This is a genomic window from Kribbella sp. CA-293567 (genome assembly GCF_027627575.1).
Lineage (GTDB): Bacteria > Actinomycetota > Actinomycetes > Propionibacteriales > Kribbellaceae > Kribbella.
In genome coordinates this window covers 2,977,340-3,000,885 of sequence record NZ_CP114065.1, presented here as the reverse complement: position 1 = coordinate 3,000,885, position 23,546 = coordinate 2,977,340, and the positions used below count along the sequence as shown (strand labels likewise).

Here is a 23,546-nt window from a genome sequence, read left to right as displayed (position 1 = left end):
GCACCAGCATCCATCGGCGTCGACCCGACAGCTATCCCGCTCAGCGAGGGTTCTGCAGCCTCTTCACCCCCCGATTGAGGGATTCGAGATTGTCACTTGGAGTTACAGATTCGCCCTGAATTGCTCTGAGACGCTGGTTCGGGGGACGCTTCAGGCGTGATCCCTCCCGAACCTCCGACCACCGCCGCCGAGGGCACGCCGGAGACAGGGATCCTGGAACCTGCCGAGATCGCCAGCGCGGGCACCGGCGGGCGCGCTCTCGAGCAGGCCTCGCGCCGGATGGGAAAGTCACTGCTCTTCGACGCGTCCTGCTGGTTCGGCACCGATCCCGCAACGATCATGCCGACCACCCCGGTCCACATCGAGAACGTTCCACCCGGCGCCTGCGAGACCTACTGGGAGACCGAGTTCTCCACCGAGGACGTCCTGATGTTCCGCGACCTCGCCCGGTCGCCCACAGGCGGTGGCAGCCTGATCACCACCACGGACGGGATGCCGACCCGCAGCCGCCGGTTCCGCGAACTGTTCGCCCCGCGCGGGTACGGCGACCACCTGCGCGCCGTCCTCCGGGTCGGCGACAACACCTGGGGAGTCGTCGACCTCTTCCGCAACGCCGGTCGCGAACCCTTCTCCGAACGCGACGTCGAACTGGTCGCGGCCCAAGGGATCGAGCTAGCTTCATCGCTGGCCGAACTCGCCACTCACCCCGACCGCAGCCTGGTCCCCGGTACTCCGGACGGCCCCGGCAACGTCATCTACGACGAAACCGGCACCCTGATCGCGCTCGACGACCAAGCCGAACGCTGGCTGGACGAACTCACCAGCGCACCGTGGCACCAACCGGTCGGCCCGCACCCGTTGATGGCCCCCATCTGGGCGTTGCTCAGCCGCGCCCGAACCATCAAGGCCGGCCACGACCATGGCCCGGCCAGCGTCCGGCTACGGACGTCGTACGGTCGCTGGCTCATCCTCGAAGCCTCTTCCCTGCGGGCGATGAGCGGCCGGCCGGGACTGATCTCCGTCACCATCTCGCCGGCGAACTCGTCCCAGATCGCCCCCATCACCGTCGAGGCCTACGGACTGACGCTGCGCGAGAAGCACGTCACCAACGCGGTCGCGCGCGGCCTGGCCAACGCCGACATCGCAGCCGAACTGCACATCTCCGTCCACACCGTGCGCGACCACCTGAAAGCCGTCTTCGCCAAACTGGACGTCACCACCAGAGGCGAACTCGTCGCCAAACTTTTCGCCGTCCACTACGCCCCTGGACTCCACGGCAAAGACGTCAAACACGTTGTCAACAAGGCAACTTGAGCTGCCTTCAGAGGGCCAGGACGCCGGCGGCTACTTCTTGGCGCACAGGGCCTTGTCGAAGAAGTCGAGGATCTTGTACTGGTGGGCTTCGTCGTTGGTGAAGGCGACGGTGACGGCACGGCCGTCGGGGGTGACCGCGGCGCGGGTCTGGAAACCGTCGGCGTCGCCGCCGTGACCGTAGGCGGTGATTCCGCAGGTGAGCTTCATCTCGATGACTCCCAGGCCGTAGCGCCACCCGGCGGGCCAGTTGGAGGTCTGGACCGACTGGCGCATCTCCGCCAGCAGGCTGGGCTTGAGCAGGCGGCCGTTCTGCAGAGCGAGCAGGAACTTGTTCACGTCACTCGGGGTGGCGATCATCTGGCCCGCGGCGCCGGCGATCGACGGGTCGAACCGGGTGATGTCGATCATCTGACCGGGAATCGGGTCGCCCGCTGCGTCCTTGGCCGGCAGGTAACCCTGCGGATGCGGCGCCCGGAGCTCGCGGTCGCCCGGCCCCGGGTAGTACGTCTCCTTCAGCCCGATCCGGTTGACGATCTTGTTCGTGACCACCTCGGCGAAGGGTCGTCCCGCCACCTTCTGCGCCACCAGACCCAGCAGTAGGTATCCGCTGTTGCTGTACGCCCACACCCTGTCCTGTCCCGGAGCGAACGTCGGTGGCTCCGTCAGCGCCGCGTCCAGCAACTCCCGGGTCTCGAAGTACCGGTCCTTGATCGGCAGGATTCCCTTGTCCATCGCGGAAATTCCGGTAGGCATCCCGCTGGTGTGGTTCAGCAGTTGCCTGATAGTGATCTTCCGGCCATCGATCGCCGCACCCTCACCGCTCCCCCGCACTACGCCCGGCAGGAACTTCTCCACCGTGTCGTCCAGCGCGAGCTTGCCCTCGCCGACCAGCTGCAGGATCGCCACCGCGGTGAACGTCTTGGTGATGCTGGCGATCCGCACGTAACCGTCCGAAGGCACCTTCGACCCCGTCCGGAGATCACCCACCCCAGCGGTGTAGTTCGTCACCCGCCCGTCCCGGTTCCGTACCGACATCAGTGCCCCGGGCAACGTTCCGTCCTTGACCAGCGCCTCCAGGTCCGCCTGCAGCGCCTTGTCGTGAACCGGTCTCGACCTGCCATCCATCGCACCCGCCGACGCCGCGTTGGTCACCGCGAATCCGGCGACTCCCACCAACGCCATCGCGGCGGCGACCACACTGCGACGCCGGCGGCGCGCGGGACCCGAGCGGGTTTCGGTCGCACGACTCAGAGTTTTCGACATGGGACACTCTCCAAAATGGACGGTTTGCACTGACACGCTCAGTGTTGTCTCGGCGCCGGCGCCCCACGATCCCCCGCACTGCACGGTTGGAGTACAGCCAGCACTACCTCCGGCGTACGACACAGCAAGGGCTCAGCCGAGGGTCAGTCCGCGCGCAGCGCGCCCAGGAAGGTGTTGAGGTCGCTCGGCGTGGAGACGAGGTGGCCGCCCAGCCCCAGCTCGGTCCATCCCGCCCGGCCGCAAGACCCGGCAGAGTATTTGCAGCTTGTTGCAATCACTTCTTGGTACAGACCTCCGGGTCGCTAGGGTGATCGGACATTTGCCGGTGCGAGAAGCCCTCGGGGGGCATCGAGTACCAAGGGAGAAACTTGCACATGAGAATTCGTCGTTTTGCTCTTGCAGTGGCTGGGCTGAGCCTGGTCACGGGGGCTGTGGCGGCCAATCAGGCCACCGCAGAGGTGCAGGGCAAGCCCCAGCCGAGCCGCCAGCAGCTGGCGGTGGAGCGGCCGAACACCAAGGCGCAGGCTGTCGCGGGAGCCTGCCGGGTGTTCGCCGGCGCTGTGACCGCCGCCGGTCAGAACGGTGGCTACCTGATCACCGCGACCAAGCCGGTGACCGCGTCGCCGTACCCGGCGTACAAGCTCTTCGGTGTCCGCGCCAGCTCGACCTGGTTCGCCTGGTCGGGTTCCGGCACCACCAAGTACTATTCGGGGCTCGTCCTGGTGAGCGGCAGCCTGTACGCCACCGCCGAGTTGTACAAGACCCCGGAATCGGAAGTTCCGGTGGTCAGCTCGAAGCGGCTCGGCACCGGCTGGAGCAGCTTCCTCTCCCTGGCGAGCTCGCGCTACGTCAACGCGGAGAACGTTGCCGAAAGCATGTTTCTCTACGGCCTGAACACGAACGGCACGCTGTACCGCTACAGCATCAACGGCCCGACCGGCCCGGTCTCGGCCGCCGGTAGCGCGCCCGGCTACAAGTCGTTCAAGTCGATCACCACGATCGCCGAGACCCCGACCTACGACACGCTGCTGGGAGTCACCAAGACCGGCGGGATCTACACCATCCACCTCCCCAAGACGCGGTTGCTGAAGGGCACCCTCAAGTTGGTCCGCACGACCGGCTTCGCGGCCTACCACCAACTGGTCGCCGAGCGCTGCGGCGACAACGGCGGCACGCTGCTGACCGGCTTCAACAACGCGGCCAACACGGCCACCGTGTACGCGCTCAGCAAGGCGAAGGGCGCGCAGACTCTCGTGAACACCATCGGTAGCGTCGCTCTGCCGCAGGACGCCACGGTCCACATGCGGTACATCACCAACACCAACCTCATCGGCGAGTGACTTCGGCCCGCTGCGCTGAGCACCACGAATACGTAGTACCGGCAGAAGCCCAGGTCACTCGACCTGGGCTTTTCCGTCGGCTCCTGGGCTGTTGCCAACGGCTGGTTCCACCTAGCATCGGGCGGTGCGTTTCCCTCATCTTCTGGCTGTCTCCCTGACCGGCCTCCTCGCGCTGGCCGGCTGTGGGAACGGTGCGACCGCTCAGCAGCCGGCTTCCGTCACCTCGACGCCGGCCGCCACGCCACCCGTCCCCTCGCAACCCATCACCGCCACCCCCTCCACGTCCGCGCCACCCTCGCCACGCACCTCGCGTACTCCGAGTCCGGCTCCGAGCCCCACAACGAGTCCGGCTAAACCCAAGCCCCCGCAAACTCTCCCCAGCCCGGGCAGCCCCAACGGTCAGGCCGCTGTCCCGGCCGACGCGAAGGCGGTCGACGCCGAGCGGCCGGATCGGGTCGTCGGGAAGGGCACCCCGGCGAGTTGCACCTCAGAAGCTGTGGTCGCGGCGGTGGCCTCCGGTGGGGTGATCACCTTCGACTGCGGCCCGGCCCCGGTCACCATCACCATGAAAGCCACCGCCAAAGTTCGCAACGACCGCGGCCCCGACGTCGTACTGGACGGCGGCGGCCGGGTGACGTTGAGCGGCGGCAACAAGCGTCGCATTCTCTACCAGAACACCTGCGACGCGGGGCAGCGCATCACCACCTCGCATTGTCAGGATCAGCCCACGCCCCGGCTGACCGTGCAGAACCTCGCCTTCACGGGCGGCGATGCGACCGGCGAAGCCGCGGAGGGCGGCGGAGGCGGCGCGATCTTCGTACGAGGTGGCCGGCTGAAGGTGGTCAACTCCCGTTTCAACGCCAACCGTTGCGACCCGACCGGCCCCGACCTCGGTGGGGCGGCCATCCGGGTGCTGTCGCAGTCGAAGAATCAGCCGGTGTACGTCGTGAACAGCACCTTCACCGGCGGACGGTGTTCCAACGGCGGCGCGTTGAGCAGCATCGGTGTCTCATGGACGGTCCTCAACAGCGTTTTCACCGGCAACCAGGCGATCGGCCGCGGAGCCAACCCGGCCAAGACCGGTACGCCGGGCGGCGGGTCGGGCGGCGCGATGTATGCCGACGGCAACAACTTCACCGTGACCATCAAGGGCAGCGTGATCCGCGACAACCAAGCCAACGAAGGCGGCGGCGCGATCTTCTTCGTCAGCAACGACCGCACCGGGACGCTCACCCTTTCGCGTTCGACCCTGAAGTCGAACCGCAGCGACGGCTTCGAAACCCAACCAGGCATCTTCTTCCTGGGCGCGAAACTCAGCCGCTGATCCCTGCTGCGCCGGGCGACGACGAGTTGCTGCCGTTCAGCGCACCCGGACCAGGCCTTGCTGGTAGGCGATGACGACCAGCTGGGCGCGGTCGCGTGCTTGCACCTTCAGCATCGCCCGGTGAATGTGCGTCCGGACCGTCAGTGGGCTCACGAACAGCCGCTCGGCAATCTCCTGGTTCGACAGCCCGTGGGCGGCCAGGGCGGTCAGCTCGCGCTCGCGGACGGTCAGGGTCGCCAACGAGCCTTGAGGCAGCGCGCCGGTGCTGCCGGGGCCGGACAGGAAGCGGTCGATGAGCGCGCGGGTGGCGCCTGGAGAGAGCAGCGCCTCCCCACCGACCACGGTCCGGATCCCGGCGAGCAGGGCGTCGGACGTGACGTCCTTGCCGAGAAACCCGCTGGCTCCCGCCTCCAGCGCGCGGGCCACGTGCTCGTCGGTCTCGAACGTCGTCAGGATCAGCACGCGGGTGCTCGCCAGTTCGGGTGTGGAGCAGATCCTTCGCGTCGCGGTCAGTCCGTCGACGACCGGCATCCGGATGTCCATCAGCACCAGGTCCGGCCGGTGCAGCTTGGCCAGGTCGGCGGCTTCCTCGCCGTTCGCGGCCTCCGCGACGACCGTCAGGTCGTCGCAGGAGTCGATCAGCATCCGGAAGGTCGAACGCAGCAGCGCCTGGTCGTCGGCGAGAAGAATCCTGATCATCGGGTCACCTGTTCTTCCTGCCAAGGGGTCAACGGGATGGTGAGCGAGACCACGTACCGGTCTGGGCCGGCCGGTCCCGCGCGGACCGACCCGCCGACCGCGAGCGCACGTTCGCGCATGCCGATCAGCCCGAAACCTTCCGTTCCCGCCGGACCGGGGCGGGTGGAGGTGTTCACCACGTGCGCCGAGAACGTGTCGTCGTCGTACGCGAGGGAGATCGTGACGACCGGTCGGGTCGCGTGTTTCGTGACGTTGGTCAGGGCTTCCTGGACGATCCGGAACGCGGTGAGTTCGACCAGCGGCGGTAGACGCCGCGGCGTACCTTCGTTGGCCACCCGAACGTCGATTCCGGCCGCTCGGCAGGCCTCGATCAGCTCCGGGAGCTGGTCGAGGCCGGGCGCCGGCGTGATGCCCGTCGAGGAGTCGTCGCCGGGATCACGCAGCAGCCCAACGGTCGCTTTGAGCTCCCGCAAGGCGGCCGACGTGGAACCGCTCAGCCCGGCGAGCAGCTCGGGCACCTGCTCCGGACGCCTGGTGAGCAGGTGGGCCGCCGTACCGGCCTGCGCGTTGGCGACGGCAAGGTGGTGCGCGACGACATCGTGCAGATCCTGCGCGATGCTCAGGCGTTGCTCGCTCAGCCGGCGGCGCACCTCGTCGTCCCGGCTGCGTTCGGCGTCCTCGGCGCGGGCTTGGACCAACCGGAAGTACGCCCGCTGGGTATGGGTCATCCGGCCGGCGAACACCGCCGGCAGCAGCCACAGGGCGACGCCGACGGTTCGCAGCAGCAACGAGCCTCCCGTCGAGTTGGCACCGCTCGCCGCTCCGCCCGCGATCACCGCGCTCACCGCGCCCGCCGTCCACCAGGCGGCCGCCTTCAGGCCGCCCTGAGCCGTCAGTCGGTACAGGCACCCGATCAGCGGAGCCAGCAACAGCGGAGTCGGCAGGTAGCCGGCCGCGCAGGCGGCGGCCTCGCAGCAGATCGCGACGACGGTGGCGGCGCGAGGACAGCGGGCGGACGCGAACAATGCCCCGCTCGCGACCAGGCTCAGCATCGCACCGGGAAGTAGTTCGTCCGGCCGGAAGATGCCTTCGGTGCTGAGGCTGGCACCGAGGACAGCGAAGAGGAACGCGACCAGTGCGGCCAACCCGTTCACCGGACCGACCCTACCTGGGCGATGGACCCGCCCTCGACGTCGACGTGGGGCAGCACCCGGTCGAGCCACCGCGGCAGCCACCAGGCCCGCTCGCCGAGCAGCTGCAGAACGGCGGGCACCAGCGTCAGGCGGACCACGAAGGCATCGAAGAAGACCGCGCAGGCCAGACCGAGACCGACCATCTTGATCAGCGGTTCGTCGGCCGCCGCGAACCCGCCGAACACCGCGATCATGATCACCGCGGCCGCGACCACCACCTTCGAGCTCTGCCGGAAACCGGTGCCGATCGCGTCGTGGGCCGGCCTGCCGTTCAGGTGCGCCTCACGCATCCGCGACACCAGGAAGACCTCGTAGTCCATCGCCAGCCCGAACACGATACCCACCATCAGGATCGGCATCAGGCTCATCACCGGCCCGGTCTGCTCGACGCCGAGCAGACCGGCTGCCCAGCCCCACTGAAAGACCGCGACGATCACTCCCAGTGCGGCGAACAGCGACAGCAGGAAGCCGAGCGCCGCCTTGACCGGAATCCAGACCGAGCGGAACACCACCAGCAGGAGCAGCACGGCAAGGCCGATCACGATCGCCACGTACGGCACGAGCGCGGACTTCGTCTTGCGCGCCATGTCGATGTCCAGCGCGGTGGTGCCGGTGATCTCGTAGCCGATCTGTTCGGCAGCCTCCACGACCGCACGCGCGGTCCGCAGGTTTCCGACCAGGTTCTCGGTGCGTTCGTCGGTCGGGCCGGTCGACGGGACCGCGGTGAGGATCGCGGTGTCGCCCGCCTGGTTGAAGGTCGGTCTCGACACCGACACCACGCCGCTGGTCGCCCTGATGCTGTCCGTCACGCTCGCCACCGCGGCCTTCGGGTCCGCGGCACCACGCGCGTCGACCACCACCGTCAGCGGACCGTTGAACCCAGGGCCGAACGCCGCTGCCCGCAGGTCGTACGCGCGTCGCTGGGTCTCCGTCACCGGCAGCGACGCGTCCCCGGGCGTGCCGAGCTGCAGAGACAAGGCCGGTACGGCGATCCCGGCCAGCAACGCGGTACCGGCCAGGGTGATCACGAGTGGGCGGCGCAGAACGAGCCGCATCCAGGGGCGCGCCACCGAACGGCGAGCGGGGAGCTGCACACCGCCACGGCGTTGCGCTCGCGCGAGGACCCGGTCCGGGGCGAAACCCAGCAACGCCGGAACCAGGGTCAGCGCCACCAGTACAGCCACCATCACCGCACCCGCGGCGGCGAGACCCATCTTCGCCAACGACGGGATACCTACCACCGAGAGGCCGGCGAGCGCGATCACCACGGTCGTCCCGGCGAAGACCACCGCCGAACCGGCCGTTCCTACCGCCCGGCCGGCCGCCTGCTCGGCGTCGTCGCGGCTGTCGTGTTCCTCCCGGAAACGGGAGACGACGAACATCGCGTAGTCGATGCCGACCGCCAGCCCCAGCATCAGGGCGAGGATGCCGCTGGTGATCGCCATCTCCAGCGGGCCGGCCACCGCCCAGACACCGAGGAACGAGACCGCCACCCCGATGATCGCCGTGATGAGCGGCAGGCCGGCCGCGACCATCGATCCGAACGTCATCAGCAGCACCACCGCGGCGATCGCGACTCCGGCGAGCTCCATCGCGCCCATCCGGGTGCCGATCTTGAGCGCCGAGCCGGACATCTCGGCCGTCAGCCCTGCGTCACGCGCCTGCTCGACCGCGCCGGCCAGCGCCGCCCGCGACTCTTCGGTCACCTCGGACGACGGGACGCCGTACGACACCGACGCGAAGCCGGTGGAACCGTCGGCGCTGATACTGCTCCCCGCCGAAGGTGGGACGATCCGCGACACCTGGCGACCGCCGGACAGCGATGTCAGCGCCGCGTCGACGGCTTTCGCGTTCTCCGCCGCCGCCAGAGTTTCACCTGGGGGAGCAACGAAGACGATGGTCGCCGACGCGCCGTCCGCGGCCGCGCCTGGGAAGCGCTCTGCGATCAGGTCGAACGCCTGCTGCGACTCGATCCCGGGCATCGTCGCCCGGGTACTGACCGGGCCTTCGGAGTTGACGGCGACCAGCACCGTCCCGCCGAGCGCGAGCAGCCACACCGCCACGACGAACCACCGTCGGCGAAAGGAAAAGCGGCCAAGACGACTGAGCATGCCTGCCATGACGCGACACTCCACTTCTCGTACGAACGTTGCGCTCAGCCTCTCGGCCAGGCCCCGGTCGCGTCGTCGTGCAGACGCAGGCTCCGGCTACGGCGATCGCCGTACGGTCGGCGGAGATCCGCGCGTTCGTGAACCCAGGTGGTGCGTCGGCCGGGAGCTAGTTGTGATGTCCAGGGAGGTTGGTCAGTCGGCTGATTGGTGGTTTGCCTCCGATGGCGGAGTGGGCTCGGTGGTGATTGTAGAAGTGGAGCCAGCCGGGTAGGGCTGTGTTGCGTTGGTTGGTTGAGTTGTAGAGCCGGGCGTAGGCCCAGCCGTCGGCCAGGGTGCGGTGGAAGCGTTCGATTTTGCCGTTGGTTTGTGGCCGGTAGGGCCGGGTGCGTTTCGGGGTGATGGCGAGTGCTGTGCAGGTGTCGTGCCAGGCGTGGGAGCGGTAGCAGGATCCGTTGTCGGACAGGACGCGTTCGACGGTGACGCCGTGGTGGGTGAACCAGGCGACGGCGCGTTGGAGTACTGCGGTGGCGGTGCTGGCTTTCTCGTTGGTGTGGATTTCGGCGTAGGCGAGGCGGGAGTGGTCGTCGATGACGGTGTGCACGAACGCGGTACCGATGTTGGGGTGGCCTTTGGCGGTGCGTCCGGTCCGTAGCGCGGTGCCGGCACGGTTTTTGTCGCCTTGTTGTTTGCCCAGGTAGCGCCAGCCGCCGCCGTCGGGAATGTTGGCGAATTTGGTGACATCGACATGGATCAGCGATCCGGGATAGTCGTGTTCGTAGCGGCGCAGGGGTTCGCCGGTGACCCGGTCGATCCGGGACAGCCGGTTGATTCGGCAGCGCACCAGTACTGCATGGACGGTGGAGGCGGGCAGGCCGAGGCGGCCGGCGATTTGTACCGGGCCGAGCCGGTGGCGCCACCGCAACCGCACGATCCGGCGTACCAGGTGTGGCGGGGTCTTGAAGGGGCTGCGGCGCGGGCGGGAGCTGCGGTCAGCCATCCCTGCAGGTCCTTCGGCGCGGTACCGCTGGGCCCATTTGCGCGCCGTTTTGGCTGCGACCATGAACATTTTCGCCGCCGCGGCACAGCTCCAGCCTTGATCGACGATCAGACGCGCGAGCCGTAGCCGGGTGCGGGGGGTCAAAGTCGCGTTAACGTGGGACACGAAGGCCTCCGGTGTGGTGAAGCGGTGAACTAGACAGCTCCACTTCACAACCGGAGGCCTTCACCTGTCACACCGACTCACCGCCGCAACACGGGACAACCTTCCTGGACATCACAGCTAGTCGGCGCGGCCTGGTTGTGGCAGGTCCTGGGTGGCGGACAGCCAGGCGGCGACCTTGACGAGCGGCAGGCCGGTGGTGGCTGCGTGGTGTTCGAGAAGCGCCCGGGCGAGGTCCGCGGTGATCTTGTAGCGCTCGATCAGCATGCCTTCGGCGACAGCGAGGATCAACACTGTGTCGGCCTGGTCGGTTCGGTCGCTGTCCGGCGACGGACTGCGCCGGTCGTGGTCGTGGTTGTCCACGGCACCGTCTGCTCTCGCGGCCAGTAGCTGGGTGGCCGGGTGATGGTTCACCGCAGACGGCACACCTTGCTGGCGATCCGAAAAGCCGACGGTCACCCTCTACCGTACGGGCGATCCACGGCACGCACCTGTCGAAGCGATCCCGGGCGCCCACGCGCCGCCGGGGTGGGCAGCGTGTCCTCGCACAAGTTCGGGGCTGAGCTCGGCAGCTGGTTGCGTCTTCACCTATTGTGAACCGAGATTGTCACGTTGCCGAGGAGTTGTTGATGAGCCCAGATCCTTCCGATGACCTGGCCGCGGTGATGACCGCGGCCGCCGCGGCGCTGCAGGCACCGATCGATCTGGACAAGACGCTCGAGCAGCTCCTGGCCAGCGCGATCGACACGGTTCCCGGAGTCTCCCAGGCGAGCTTGTCGATCACGACCCGCGACGGCCGGATCGAGACGCTCGCACCCACCGACCAGCGCGTCGTACAGGCCGACCGGCTGCAGTACGAACTGCTGGAAGGCCCGTGTCTGGAAGCAGCATTGACCGAACCGGTGGTCGAGGCGCTCGACCTGGCCACCGATCTGCGCTGGCCGCAGTACGGGCCGGCCGCCGCGAGTCTGGGATTCGGTGCGCAGATCGCGTTCCAGTTCCGGGCCGAACCCCACACCCGCGGAGCGCTGAACCTGTACGCCGACGAGCCCGCCACCCTCGATGCCGAGACCAGGGCGCTGGGCGCGTTGTTCGCCGGGCTGGTCGCGGTCGCGATGGGCTGGGCTCGCCAGGACGAGTCCATGAACCAGGCGCTGATCAGCCGCAACGTGATCGGCCAGGCGGTCGGAATCGTGATGGAGCGCTACACGATCAACCCCGAGCAGGCCTTCGCGTTCCTGGTCCGGACCTCCCAGGACAGCAACACCAAACTGAAGACGGTCGCGGAACGCATCGTCACCGACGTCATCAACAACGCCGTCACCCGCCGCACCGAATGAACACGTGGCAGAGCGAAAGCCGGAGGTGATGACTCCGAAGCGTTCGTCATGATGGCGCGGCGCTGAGGTGAGTGGCGAGCTGGCTGACGGCGTGGGCGAGTTCGGCTGGTTCTCTGACCGTCACCGGCGCGGTGAGCGCAATGCGAGCAACAGCCATCACTAGTCGGCCGAGATCCTCGCTGCGGATCTGGATGAGGCAGCAGTCCCCGTCCACCTGGATCGGGGTGTGGTCGATCCATCGGAGTACACCCTCGAGTTCGGCGAACACGGCTTGGACGGCGAGCTTGGCTTCGTGGTGGCGAGGTGTCGAGCCGATGGAGTTCGCGACGAAGGCCGCCGCATCGCCGCCGGGGATCACGCGCGGGGTGAAGTGACTGCCCGCTGGCCAGGGATTTCGGAGCCGGTCCAGACGAAACGTTCGCCAATCACGACGGTGTTGGTCCCACGCCACGAGGTACCAACGACGTCCTGCGGTGACGAGCTGGTGCGGCTCGACGAGCCGTCTGCTGCTCTCGCCGTCACCTCGCCGGTAGTCGATACGCACGTGCTCCTGATCCCGGCAGGCGGCGGCGAACACGCTGAGCGCTTCGGGGTCGACGACATCGTCGTCGGCTGCCCGGCGTAACGAGGTGACGCTCGAGTGCAGCGCCGACACCCGTCTGCGCAGCCGATGAGGCAAGAGTGATTCGATCTTCGTCAGCGCGCGCAGCGAAGCTTCTTCCATGCCGCCGATGGCAGCCTCAGCGGCGTACCGGAGCCCGACGGTGACCGCCACCGCCTCGTCGTCGTCGAGAACGAGGGGCGGCACTTGTGCGCCCGTCGCCAGTCGGTAGCCCCCGTACTTCCCCGACGTGGAATCGACCAGATAACCCAGGTCGCGCAGGCGGTCGACGTCACGGCGCACCGTGCGCTCGGTGACCTCGAGTCGTGCGGCGAGCTCGGCACCGTGCCAGAAACGATGAGTCTGAAGAAGCGACAGCAGCCGCAGCGCTCTACTGGTGGGATCGTTCCGCATTCCTTCAGTCTGCCGACGATCGAGGACTTCAGCTGTCCGCAATGCTTCCTAGGGTCTGGGCAACCGGTCGATCAGCCCTCAACCCACAGGAGCATCCGTGAATCCAACCGACTTTCCCGAGCCTGTCCTTGTCGCGGTCAACGGCGTGGAACTCGAAGTCTTCGAAGCAGGTCAGCACAATGCCGGGCAACCCATCGTGCTGTGTCACGGCTGGCCGGAGCACGCCTTCTCCTGGCGCCATCAGGTGCCCGCCCTCGTCGCAGCGGGGTACCACGTCATCGTCCCGAACCAGCGGGGGTACGGCAATTCGTCTCGCCCGGTCGAGGTCACCGCGTACGACGTCGAACACTTGTCAGGTGACCTGGTCGCGCTGCTGGACCACTACGGCTACGACGATGCCACCTTCGTAGGTCACGACTGGGGCGCGATGGTCGTCTGGGGGCTGACCTTGCTGCATCCGGGTCGCGTGAACAAGGTGATCAACCTGAGCCTGCCCTACCAGGAGCGCGGAGAGCTCCCCTGGATCGAGTTCATGGAACAGATCTTCGGCGGCGACTTCTACTTCGTCCATTTCAATCGGCAGCCCGGCGTCGCGGACGCCATCCTGGACGAGAACACGGCCCGCTTCCTGCGCAACCTGTACCGGAAGAACGAGCCCCTCAAAGCGCCCGAGCCGGGCATGGCCATGATCAACCTCGCCAGCGCAGAAGCACCGCTCGGGGAGCCCGTGATGAGCGACAGCGAGTTGGCCGTCTTCGTCTCCGCCTTCGAAAGGTCGGGGTTCACCGGGAGCATCAACTGGTACCGGAACCTCGACCGCAACTGGCATCTGCTGGCCGAGGTGGACCCGATCATCCAGCAGCCCGCCCTGATGATCTACGGCGACCGTGACGTCATTCCGAAATTCGAGAACCTGGCGAAGTTCGTGCCCACCGTGGAAACGGTCAGCCTCGACTGCGGCCACTGGATCCAGCAAGAACTGCCTGCTGAAGTGAACCAAGCGATCCTGAGCTGGCTGGAGCCGCGCGAGAAGCGGAGATCGTCAGGCCGTCGGCGGTGAGGTCGAATTGGTTGATGAGGCTGGCCGGCGGCCGTCCAACCAGGTTTCGAGGGTGTCCAAGTCGGTGACGTAGTCACGGAGGATGCGAACGTCGCTTGGCCAGGTCATCGGCTGCTTGCCCACGTGGATGGTGTCTCGGGTGACGACGAGGGAGGGCCGGCGGGACATCACGGCCACGAGCAGGCAGACGAACGAAATCAGGGACAGTCCGAGACCCAGGGAGAGGAAGAGCCGTTCCGTACCCTCCGAGTTCATTATCAGAGGTGCTACGACCACAGGGGTTCCTGAACTCAGCGCCAACAGCGGGAGCGAGCGCCGCACATTGGGCCGTTCGCGCCGCAGGAACACCACCCGCCCACGGCGTTCGAGTTCGGCCGACCACTCAGCCGCGGACAGCTCACCCATGATCATCGAGCCCCACCCCTTTCCAGCAGTCGCCCAACGGTAGCGCTGCGCAGAGTCACAGCCGGCTGTGACGACTCTCGTTCTAGCGAGTCCTAGCGGCGGACCGGACCGGTGCTGCCACGGATCACCAGAGAAGTTCGGAGGTACTGGGCGGAGTTGACCGGGGGTGCACCTTCGGCGATCGCTCGCAGCAGGAGGTTGGTTGCTTGTTGCGCCATCTCCCGGGCGGGGATTGCCACCGCGGTCAGTGCCGGGTGGGTCAGTCCGACGGGGGCGGTGTCGTCGAAGCCGATCACCGAGACGTCACCGGGCACTGACCGGCCTGACTCCTTCACCGCCTCGAGTACGCCGAGCGCCAGCAGGTCATGGGACGCAAAGATCGCCGTCAGCGATGGATCGGCGGCCAACGCCGCCTGCGCCGCGGCGAACCCACCGGCCGACGTGGCCTCCGTCGGCGCGAACACCCTGTCGTCACCGATTCGTAGCCGGTGCCGCGCGAAGGCCGACCGTAGCCCGGTCAGCCGCCGTTCGTGGGTCGGCAGTTCGACCACTGCCGCCACTCGCTTGTGGCCCAGGCTGCGGAGATGTTTTCCGGCCAGGAAGCCGGCGTGCTCGTAGTCGATGGTGACAACCGGGAGGGAGTCGGGGATCCGCGTTTCCCAGGCGCATAAGGCGATCGGGAAGCGTGGGTCCGGCAGCAAGGCGAGCGGATCGGTCAGATCGCGATCGCCGGCGATCAGCAGCGCGTCGACCAGCCGGCTGGACAGCCCGGCCAGTTGCCGTTTGGCCCGTTCGCCGTCGGCGCGGGTGGTGGCCAGTACGAGGTGGTAGCCGCGCTGGTCCAGGACGTTCTCGACCTCTTCGACGATCTCGGAGTAGAACGGACTGGCGACGGTCGGCACGATCAGCCCCACGGTCATGGTGGTGCCGGTCGCCAGCGACCGCGCCACCAGGTTCGGCTTGTACCCCAGATCGGCGATCGCGGCCCGGACCCGGGTGGCGGTGTCCGGACGGACCGCTACCCGGCCGGTGACCACGTTCGAGACGGTCTGCTTGGTGACGCCGGCCAAGGTGGCCACGTCCTGCATGGTCACCATCGGCGAACCTCATCTGTTGGACCGGTCAACTAGCTACCTCGAGTATCGGTCGCCCTTCAAGGAATCGTCAAGACAGACATCGCCAGTCAGGCAGCGATCGCTCGCCGACGCAGATCTTGTTTACCGGTCAAATGAGCCCTACTGTTCCGCTACCAGACCTGAGGAGCTCCGATGTCACCTTCCCGCCAGACAGCTCTAGTTGCCCTGTTGAGCCTGGGCCTTGCCTTCGGCGGCATCGGCCCCGCCACGTCGGCGCCACCGGCGGGCGCGTCGTACACCATCACCGTCGGAGCCAAGGGGACCTGGAGTACGCCGACCGACACCCCGGCCGGCACCTTCGTCGACAAGGACGGGACGTTCTACTTCCAGCAGTCAGCTGCCCTGTACGGCGCGTCCGACCCGCGCAAGTGGGACTTCTACACCGGCACGAACTTCGACACCGCGACCAGGTCGACGGCCATCAGCAACGCCGTCAATCCGGCCAACGCGAGCGACAAGAACAACGACACCACCTGGCGGTGCAACAACAGCCCGACCGGGCTGAAGTCGACCTACGCGCCGAGTGGGTCGGGCTACTCGCAGAGGAACTACTGCGACCTGGCCGGCGTGTGGATCGACCCGGACACCGGCGACTGGTACGGCCTGGTGCACAACGAGTTCACGCCGCAACCCTTCGGCGACGGGTTGCACTACGACGCCATCGACTACGCGGTGTCCACCAACCAGGGCAAGACCTGGACGATCAAGGACCATGCGATCACCTCGCCGTACAGCACCAAGCGCAACGACACCGCGGCGTTCCCGAACCAGACCTACTCGTACGGCGACGGCGACCAGCGGCTGTTCGTCGACACCGCCTCCGGCTACTTCTACGTCTACTACGGCTCGCGGATCGTCGACAAGTCGGGCAGCTGGAAGAACTTCCGGCAACACGTCGCCCGGGCCAAGATGTCGGCGAAGATGGCTCCCAGTTCCTGGCAGAAGTGGTACGACGGGGCCTGGACCGAGCCTGGGGTCGGCGGCCGCGAGAGCAACCTGGTGCCGGTCGACGCGAGCAACCCGAACGGTTACACGCCGCTCGCCAAGGAGTACAAGCCTTCCAGCACAGGCACGGCGGATCAGCAGGTTGCCGCCGGCACCCTGTCGCCGACCTCGCCGCTGTTCGTGATGGACATCGCGTACAACGTCTACCTCGGGTTGTACGTCGGCGAGCCACAGGCAGTACGCCAAGACGGCAAGGAGCCGCAGCACTTCTACGTCACCGACGACCTGACCAGCCAGAAGTGGTACTCGATCGGCAACACCGGCAGCTACACCACCGCTTCGTGGTACCGGTGGTTTCTCGACAGCGTGAACAAGACGAGCTCCACCATCATCGGCAAGAACTTCCGGTCGTACTGCTCCTTCGGTTGCTCCGGCGGCTCCTCCGGTGAGTACGTCAATCTGACCATTACCTCGACCTCCCCGGCCGCCGCGCCGCTCGACCTCACCAAGACCTACCGGATCGCCAACGCCGGCGGCCGGATCCTCGCCCAGCAAGCGGCCGGCACGGGCACCACTTCCGTCGGCTCGGCTTCGGGCTCGGCCCTCGAAAGCTGGTACTTCGTTGCCCTCGGCGACGGTTCCTACCAGCTGCTCAACTCTTCGACCGGTCACGCTCTCGGCGTCGACGCCGGTACGACAGCCAGCCGCGCCTGGGGCACCAAGCCGACTGTCACCGCGATCGGGGCAGGCGGTCCGACTGTCGGCCAGCAGTGGTGGCTGATCAAGAACACCGGCGGCACCCTCCGACTCGTCAACCGGTACAGCGGTCTCGTCCTGGGCCTCTCCGCTGATTCTGGGCGGCTCGCCGAAACCACCCCGCCCCGGGACTGGACCAACACGACCGGGAACTCCGTCGGCGGCAGCCGCAGCGGGGCCGAGCAGACCCTCTCCGTCACTCAGGTCGGAACTGCGCCACAGAACCTCAACGGTCTGCGTACGGTCTCCACCGGCGGAAAGGCGCTCGACAATCCCAATCACAGCACGACGGCCGGCACCCCACTCAACACCTGGACCTCCAACGGTGGCGCCAACCAGAAGTGGCAGTTCACCCAGCAGACGGACGGCTCCTACGAACTCGTCAACAGTGAGTCCGGGCTCTGCGCCGATGTCAGCGACAACGCCACCACGGCCGGCGCCAAGGTGATCCAGTGGACCTGCACGAAGACGGCCAACCAGCGCTGGAATGTCACCCGGCTAGCCAGCGGCGCGTACACCCTGGCCTCCGCCAGGAGCGGGCTGTTGCTGACCACCGCCGCCACCTCCGACGGAGCAGCGGTCACGCAGCAGGCGAACACCGGTACTGCGCTGCAGCAATGGACGATCAGCTAACCGCTTCAGGTGTGTGGTGCCAGCGGCGAAGCTGAACGGCGGCGGTACGGCCTTGATCACGCGCTCAAGGCCGTACCGCCGCAGGCTCACCCGGTCAGGGCGGCCATCCAGGACTCCACCTCGTCGGCGGTGCGAGGGAGGTCGGCGGACAGGTTCTCGTGGCCGGCATCGGTGACCAGTAGATCGTCTTCGATCCGGACGCCGATGCCGCGGAACTCCGCCGGGACCGTCAGATCGTCGGGCTGGAAGTACAGGCCTGGCTCGACCGTCAGCACCATGCCGGCCTCGAGGTGGCCATCGACGTACTGCGCGGTCGTGGCCTGGGCGCAGTCGTGGACGTCGAGCCCGAGCATGTGACCGGTGCCCGCCATCGTGTAGCGCCGTTGGAGTCCGAGCTCGTAGACCCGGTCAGCAGGACCGTCCAGGAAACCCCAGTTCACCAGGTGAGCGGCCAGTACGCGCTGGGACGCCTCGTGGAAGTCCCGGTACCGCGCGCCAGGTCCGACCGCGGCCATCCCGGCCTCCTGCGCCTCGTGGACAGCGTCGTAGATCTCGCGCTGCAAAGGCGAGAAGCGGCCACTGATCGGAAGCGTCCTGGTGACGTCGGCGGTGTACAGATCGTTGGTTTCCACGCCGGCATCGAGCAACAACAGTTCGCCCGGCCGGACCGGGCCGTCGTTGCGGACCCAGTGCATGATCGTGGCGTGCGGGCCGGCAGCGCAGATCGTGCCGTACCCGACTCCGTTGCCCTCCAATCGCGCGCGGCGGTTGAAGGTCCCCTCGATCCAGCGCTCCGAGGTGGCGATCGCGGTGGTCAGACCGCGAGCAGCGTCCTCGAATCCGCGGGTCGTGGCGGCGCAGGCGAACCGAAGCTGCTCGATCTCCCAGGGATCCTTGATCAGCCGGAGCTCGTCGAGGAACTCACCCAGCTCCGCGTCACGATCGGCAGCAGTGCCCAGTCGCTGATCCAGCGCCGCATCATGGCCCTGGTGCAGCCGGGTCGGCACCGCTGCCCTCGTCAGGTCGGCAACGAGGTCCCCGATATCGCGGCACGGCAGGCCGAGCAGCTGTTCGGCCTCCTCCAGGGCGTGCCTACGACCGACCCACAACTCACCGGTGGCAGCGTTCAGCCAGAACTCGCCGTTGTCCCGGCTCGACCGCGGCAGCAGGTACGCGACCGGCTCATGGCCACCTTCCGGAACAGGGTTGAGCACCAAGGCCGCCTCCGGCGTCTGATCACCGGTCAGGTGGGTGTAGGCGCTCGACGGGCGGAAGGCGTAGAGGTCGTCGTTCGACCTGATCTTCAAAGTGCCGGCCGGGATCACGAGCCGCTCACCGGGGAACCTCGCGGACAGCGCATCGCGCCGCACCGCGGCGTACGGCACCTGGGGGCTCGGGGCGAGGTCGAGCTGTCGGGAGTCCGCCCATCCCGTCTGCATCAGCGCGGCGAGCTCGTCCGTAGGCTTGTCGTACAGCCCGTTCCGTCGGCCTGTCGGTCTGCGATAAGTCATGCCCACCCCACTCGTCGGTCACAGCTAGCAGCGTTCACTGTAACGAACGTATTGTCGCTCTGTCAGCCGGTCAGCGTTCATCTCAGTGAACATTCTTATGCACTGGAGTTTTGTCCACCATCACCGACGGGTTCGCTTGCCGTCGCCGCGGAAGCGCAGAGCGCTCCACGCGCCCAGAGCGGGCAACCCGGCGTGGTGACCGGTCAGGAGGCCCAGCGCAGGCACCGGTCTGGACCTACTCCAGACGGGCGCGCCGCGCGAGACCGCCGGGCCACGGAGAAGCGGACCCGAAACGCTGGGCATCGCGGAGGCGTAGCCAGCGGCGCTGCTGGGTCCGCGGCGGCCTGCGACTGGTGATCTACACCGTCGATCCGCTGCGTCCTCAATCGACAGGGCCGCCGACGCGTTGTCCCTGTCGGGAAAGCGTTGGCGGCCCTGTTTGCGAACGACTGCGGCGACTACGTGCCTAGCGGCGGGGTGGGGATCGAGGTGCTGCCGCAGGAGCCGGTGAGGATGGAGGCCAAGGCAGACTTCTCGGTGGTGTCCAGGGCGAGGTTCCAGCGATACTTCACCGCGGTCCAGTGAATCGCGTAAGCACAACGGGCCGATGCGAGCGGCGGGAGCCACTGGGCCGGGTCCTTGTCGCTCTTGGACTGGTTCACGTTGTCGGTCACCGCGTCCAGGGACCATGCGTAGCCGAGGTCGTTGGCGTAGCGCTGGCGCTTGGCGGTCGTCCAGGCGTGTGCGCCCGAGTCCCAGGCTTCCTTCAGCGCAACGACATGGTCGATGTCGACGTCACTCGGATTCGTCCAGGTCGCACCGTCGTACCACGAGTTCCAGGTGCCCGAGAGGACCTTGCAGCCGGCACCGGTCGGTGGTGTCGTGGTGGATTCGGCGATAAGAACCTCTTCCCGCGTATCGCAGGTGTCACCGTCGGCGTCGACCCAATGGGGGAACAACGTCCGGTCGTAACCCGTGCCGTTCTCTGCTCGAACTGTCAGGCTCGCCAGCAGGTCGCCGGCGGTGATGTTGACTGCCGCGGCAGGCATCGCCTGCTGCGACTGAAAGACAACGGCGAGAAGAAGAAGTAGAGCGGTCGGCACGAGCCGACGGTGCAATGGGGTTGAAGCGGGGCGGGAAGCCATGATTCCTCCGAGTCATCGACTTCCCGCACGCTATCGCCGTGACTTCAGGCGCGCTCCAACTCCATCACGTTTCTGTCATCCGGAGTCAGACAGTTGCGGGCGCCTTCTCCGGCAGAGCTTCTTTCACGCTCGAGCCGGACCCGCGGCGAGCCATCCGCCGCAGTACGACGGGCGCATAGAAGAACCCGATCAAGGCCCAGACACCCAGTACGCCGATGGTCTCCAGATGCCGCCACGACTCACCGACCTCGGCGACCGCCATCTCGCCCGGCAGCAACGCCGCGCGCATCCCCAGCCCGAGCCAGTAGACCGGGAAGACCTGCCCGATCCACTGCACCCACTCGGGAAAAGCGGTGATCGGGTAGAAGATCCCAGAGATCGCGACGAGGCCCATGATCGGCAGCATCACCAGTCCGAGGCTCTGCGCACTGTTGAACACCGCACCGATCACAGCACCGATGGGCAACGTGGCGACCAAGCCCAGCGCGATGATGCCGATCAGCTTCATCCACGAGCCGACGCTGTCGACCTGAAGTCCGCTGAAAAGCAGCACCGAAGGGATGAGCACGATGAGCAGCGAAGCCACCGTGATCGCCGCCCGGCTCGCGACCTTGCTGATGAAGTAGCCGATCGTTCCGTTGGGCACCGCCTTCATCCGCAGCAGCGTGCCGTCGTCCCTGTCGGTGGTCAACGCCAGCGCCAGGCCCATCAGCCCGGTGTAGATGATGGTCATACCGAGGATGCCGGGGACGGCCTGCAGACCGATGGAGAAACTGGTCCCCGGGACCGTCTTGTCGCGCAGCGCATACATGATGCCAACAGCAACGATCCAGGGCCAGACCTCGCCCGAGAGCTCCCACGGGCTCTTGAGCTTCTTGCTGAACTCGATCCATCCGCGCGCGAAGCCCGCGCGGACGGCCACCATGGTCGGCCTCATCGGGTCACCTCCGTCAGCGTCGAGGCATCCGTCCACTGCCCGGACTCGAACTCCCGCACCAACGTCATGTACACGTCCTCCAGACTCGCTTTGTGCACCTCCAGATCGCCGATCTCCTCGCCGTACCGCGCAAAGAGTTCGCGAACGTACCGGGTGGCGTCGTCGGCCGCGTCCACGTGGAACTGACCGCCCCGGCTGTACTTGATCTCTGCCTTCCCAGCGACCTGCCGCGCCAGCTCCGCCGCCGTACCGTCGGCCATGATCCTGCCGCCGGCCAGGATGACGATCCGATCCGAGAGTTTCTCCGCCTCGGCCAGATCATGGGTCGTCAGCAGGATCGACGTCTCCCCCAGGCTCGACAGCTGATGCACCAACTCATGGAACTCCTGCCGGGCCTGCGGATCGAAGCCCACTGTCGGCTCGTCCAGGAACAGCAACTCCGGCTTCCCGACGATTCCGACCGCGACATCGAGCCGGCGCCGCTGACCGCCGGAAAGGCTGCCGATCCTCGTCGTGGCCTGCTTCTGCAGACCGACCAGCTCCATCAACTCGTCAGCGCCGTACGGTCGCGCTCGGTCGGAGGTCGAGAAGGGAACGTAGTACCGCCCGAGGTGACTCAGAAGTTCCCGGACCTGCCACGTCCCGTGGTCGCGCCAGGACTGCAGAACGATGCCGATCCGAGCACGCCACTGCTCGTCGCCGTTCGCCGGATCGACGCCGAGCACTTTGACGTCTCCTGCTGAACGGAGCCGAAAGCCTTCGAGGATCTCGATGGTCGAGGTCTTGCCCGCGCCGTTCGGCCCGAGCAGGGCCAGCACTTCGCCGCGCCGGACCTGGAGGTCAACACCACGCAGTACGTCCTTCGAGCCGTAGCGCATCCGCAGATCCGAGGTTTCGATGACGAACTCGGTCCCCACTCGCTCGGCCTCGCGCAGGGCGGCTTCCTGGGTTGCCGACACCGCCATGATTACTCCTTCTGCTGAGGGTGGTCACACGCTGCTTCACTTCTCGAACACTGTACGACAGACTCGAACTCTGTGCGAGTCGGGCTAGAATGCACCATGGATTCGATCTGGACTCGGGAGAAGGCGGCAGCACCGGCGCGAGAGACGCTCAGCCGGGAGCAGATCGTGCGTCGCGCCATGGACCTGCTGGACGCTGAAGGCCTGGCCGGGCTGAGCATGCGGAAACTCGGGGCCAAACTCGATTCAGGCGCGACCAGTCTCTACTGGCACGTGCAGACCAAGGACGACCTGATCGACCTGGTGATCGACGAGATCTACGGCGAGATCGACGTGCCGGAGCCAGAGCCGGCCGGCTGGCGTGCCGGCGTGACGCTCTTCGCCGAAAGCCTTCGCGCGACGGTGCTGCGTCACGCTTGGCTGCCGGAGGTCCTCTACAGCCGACCGCGACTCGGCCCCCACGCGATGTCGGTCGGCTCGGGAGCGATCGTCTTGTTCGGTGCGGCCGGCTTCACCGGACGCGATGTCGACAACGCGATGGGGGCAGTGATGTCCTACGTGATCGGCTCGGCCAGCTCCGAGGTCTCCGTCCGGACGACGGTCGGGGAGACGGGCCGGTCGATGGAAGACTGGGCCCGCGAGATCTCCGAGCTTTCCCAGAGCGGCGACGGCCTCGACACAGCTCCGGAGAGCCACCTGCAGTGGCCCTCCGGAACCGATCTCGACACGATGCAGGACGAGGCGTTCACCTTCGGCCTCGACAGCTTGCTCGACGGACTGCAGGCCCGCGTCGAACGGTGAATCAGGCCGGGTACGCGATCCCTGCCAGCTTCTCCGGCAGTTGCTCGCGCTGCCACTGACGTTCCTGGAACGCCGCCAAGTCCGACGCCTTCAAACCCTTGGCCTCGAGAACGGCCTTACCGACCGACTTGGCCGCGTAGTTCGCGGCATGCGGCGCATGGGTGTGCACATGCGCGGTCGCGGCGGCATGCCCGGCCGCCCGGGCCGCGGCCTGCGCGGATGCGTCGGCCACCTCCCGAGCCGCGGCATGAGCAGCGAACGCCGCCTTCCGGGCATCTGTCATCTTCAGCTCGCCACGCACCCAGGCCCGACCGGCCTCGATAGCCTTCCGAGGCCGGTCGTCGGCCGAGCCGGCGCGTTCGAAGTTCTCCAGGACGTGCTCCGCGCAGACAGCGGCCCACATCACCAACGAGCGATGGTCTTCCAGGTCTATCGCCATGCGCACACTTCTACCGGAACTGACCGACAGTATCCAACTCCTGACCGCCGGTACCCGG

The 23,546-nt window shown here is 67.2% G+C and carries 21 protein-coding genes; 7 read left to right on the top strand and 14 right to left on the bottom strand.

What is annotated here, in order from left to right; all coding sequences use genetic code 11:
* Positions 1–156: 156 nt before the first annotated feature.
* Entirely contained in the window at positions 157–1,314 is a 1,158-nt protein-coding gene (locus tag OX958_RS14200; RefSeq protein WP_270137904.1) for a helix-turn-helix transcriptional regulator, read from the top strand.
* A gap of 30 nt (positions 1,315–1,344) precedes the next feature.
* On the opposite strand, the gene OX958_RS14195 is transcribed toward OX958_RS14200, so the two are convergent.
* A complete protein-coding gene (locus OX958_RS14195; RefSeq protein ID WP_270137902.1) occupies positions 1,345–2,577 on the bottom strand; it encodes a serine hydrolase domain-containing protein in 1,233 nt (410 codons plus the stop codon).
* Positions 2,578–2,951: 374 nt separating this feature from the next.
* Here OX958_RS14195 and OX958_RS14190 point away from each other — a divergent pair, with 374 nt between their 5' ends.
* Together OX958_RS14190 and OX958_RS14185 are read left to right on the top strand one after the other, a co-directional pair.
* Positions 2,952–3,917 carry a hypothetical protein gene (locus OX958_RS14190; protein ID WP_270137900.1) on the top strand — a complete coding sequence of 322 codons (966 nt, stop codon included), beginning with the start codon at positions 2,952–2,954 and terminating at the stop codon, positions 3,915–3,917.
* Positions 3,918–4,041: 124 nt separating this feature from the next.
* Positions 4,042–5,241, top strand: coding sequence for a hypothetical protein (locus OX958_RS14185; RefSeq protein WP_270137898.1), 1,200 nt, complete (start codon positions 4,042–4,044; stop codon positions 5,239–5,241).
* Positions 5,242–5,277: 36 nt separating this feature from the next.
* On the opposite strand, the gene OX958_RS14180 is transcribed toward OX958_RS14185, so the two are convergent.
* From OX958_RS14180 to OX958_RS14160, 5 genes are all read right to left on the bottom strand, one after another.
* Positions 5,278–5,940, bottom strand: coding sequence for a response regulator transcription factor (locus OX958_RS14180; RefSeq protein WP_270137896.1), 663 nt, complete (start codon positions 5,938–5,940; stop codon positions 5,278–5,280).
* Positions 5,937–7,094 (bottom strand): sensor histidine kinase, encoded by a 1,158-nt coding sequence (locus tag OX958_RS14175; RefSeq protein ID WP_270137894.1) that lies wholly within the window; start codon positions 7,092–7,094, stop codon positions 5,937–5,939. The genes OX958_RS14180 and OX958_RS14175 overlap by 4 nt, the downstream gene beginning before the upstream one ends.
* A complete protein-coding gene (locus OX958_RS14170) occupies positions 7,091–9,196 on the bottom strand; it encodes an MMPL family transporter (RefSeq protein ID WP_270137892.1) in 2,106 nt (701 codons plus the stop codon). The genes OX958_RS14175 and OX958_RS14170 overlap by 4 nt, the downstream gene beginning before the upstream one ends.
* Positions 9,197–9,410: 214 nt before the next feature.
* A complete protein-coding gene (locus tag OX958_RS14165) occupies positions 9,411–10,406 on the bottom strand; it encodes an IS481 family transposase (protein ID WP_270133500.1) in 996 nt (331 codons plus the stop codon).
* A 117-nt stretch (positions 10,407–10,523) separates the two neighbouring features.
* Positions 10,524–10,817 carry an ANTAR domain-containing protein gene (locus OX958_RS14160; protein WP_270137890.1) on the bottom strand — a complete coding sequence of 98 codons (294 nt, stop codon included), beginning with the start codon at positions 10,815–10,817 and terminating at the stop codon, positions 10,524–10,526.
* A 215-nt stretch (positions 10,818–11,032) separates the two neighbouring features.
* Here OX958_RS14160 and OX958_RS14155 point away from each other — a divergent pair, with 215 nt between their 5' ends.
* A complete protein-coding gene (locus OX958_RS14155) occupies positions 11,033–11,743 on the top strand; it encodes a GAF and ANTAR domain-containing protein (protein WP_270137889.1) in 711 nt (236 codons plus the stop codon).
* A gap of 46 nt (positions 11,744–11,789) precedes the next feature.
* Here the strand turns inward: OX958_RS14155 and OX958_RS14150 are convergent, their stop codons facing one another.
* Positions 11,790–12,758, bottom strand: a complete 969-nt coding sequence (locus OX958_RS14150; RefSeq protein WP_270137887.1) for a helix-turn-helix transcriptional regulator — start codon at positions 12,756–12,758, stop codon at positions 11,790–11,792.
* 97 nt (positions 12,759–12,855) lie between these two features.
* Here OX958_RS14150 and OX958_RS14145 point away from each other — a divergent pair, with 97 nt between their 5' ends.
* Complete coding sequence (locus OX958_RS14145; RefSeq protein WP_270137885.1) at positions 12,856–13,818, top strand: alpha/beta fold hydrolase; 963 nt, start codon at positions 12,856–12,858, stop codon at positions 13,816–13,818.
* Here the strand turns inward: OX958_RS14145 and OX958_RS14140 are convergent.
* Positions 13,801–14,229, bottom strand: a complete 429-nt coding sequence (locus OX958_RS14140; RefSeq protein ID WP_270137883.1) for a hypothetical protein — start codon at positions 14,227–14,229, stop codon at positions 13,801–13,803. The two genes, OX958_RS14145 and OX958_RS14140, sit on opposite strands and share 18 nt — an antisense overlap.
* Positions 14,230–14,315: 86 nt before the next feature.
* Positions 14,316–15,320, bottom strand: a complete 1,005-nt coding sequence (locus OX958_RS14135) for a LacI family DNA-binding transcriptional regulator (RefSeq protein ID WP_270137881.1) — start codon at positions 15,318–15,320, stop codon at positions 14,316–14,318.
* Between the two features lie 171 nt (positions 15,321–15,491).
* Between OX958_RS14135 and OX958_RS14130 the strand changes: the two genes are divergently transcribed.
* Positions 15,492–17,693 carry an RICIN domain-containing protein gene (locus tag OX958_RS14130; protein WP_270137879.1) on the top strand — a complete coding sequence of 734 codons (2,202 nt, stop codon included), beginning with the start codon at positions 15,492–15,494 and terminating at the stop codon, positions 17,691–17,693.
* An 86-nt stretch (positions 17,694–17,779) separates the two neighbouring features.
* Here the strand turns inward: OX958_RS14130 and OX958_RS14125 are convergent, their stop codons facing one another.
* The 4 genes from OX958_RS14125 to OX958_RS14110 all read right to left on the bottom strand — a co-directional run bounded on the left by OX958_RS14125 (position 17,780) and on the right by OX958_RS14110 (position 22,251).
* A complete protein-coding gene (locus OX958_RS14125; protein ID WP_270137877.1) occupies positions 17,780–19,204 on the bottom strand; it encodes an aminopeptidase P family protein in 1,425 nt (474 codons plus the stop codon).
* A gap of 458 nt (positions 19,205–19,662) precedes the next feature.
* Positions 19,663–20,349, bottom strand: a complete 687-nt coding sequence (locus OX958_RS14120) for an HNH endonuclease family protein (protein WP_270137876.1) — start codon at positions 20,347–20,349, stop codon at positions 19,663–19,665.
* 85 nt (positions 20,350–20,434) lie between these two features.
* Entirely contained in the window at positions 20,435–21,286 is an 852-nt protein-coding gene (locus tag OX958_RS14115) for an ABC transporter permease (RefSeq protein WP_270137874.1), read from the bottom strand.
* Positions 21,283–22,251: an ABC transporter ATP-binding protein gene (locus OX958_RS14110; protein WP_270137872.1), complete on the bottom strand. Its 969-nt coding sequence runs from the start codon at positions 22,249–22,251 to the stop codon at positions 21,283–21,285. The genes OX958_RS14115 and OX958_RS14110 overlap by 4 nt, the downstream gene beginning before the upstream one ends.
* A gap of 96 nt (positions 22,252–22,347) precedes the next feature.
* Between OX958_RS14110 and OX958_RS14105 the strand changes: the two genes are divergently transcribed.
* Entirely contained in the window at positions 22,348–23,049 is a 702-nt protein-coding gene (locus OX958_RS14105; protein ID WP_270137870.1) for a TetR/AcrR family transcriptional regulator, read from the top strand.
* A gap of 1 nt (position 23,050) precedes the next feature.
* Here the strand turns inward: OX958_RS14105 and OX958_RS14100 are convergent, their stop codons facing one another.
* On the bottom strand, positions 23,051–23,488 hold the full coding sequence (locus tag OX958_RS14100) for a putative immunity protein (RefSeq protein WP_270137868.1): 438 nt from the start codon (positions 23,486–23,488) through the stop codon (positions 23,051–23,053).
* Between the last annotated feature and the right edge of the window lie 58 nt (positions 23,489–23,546).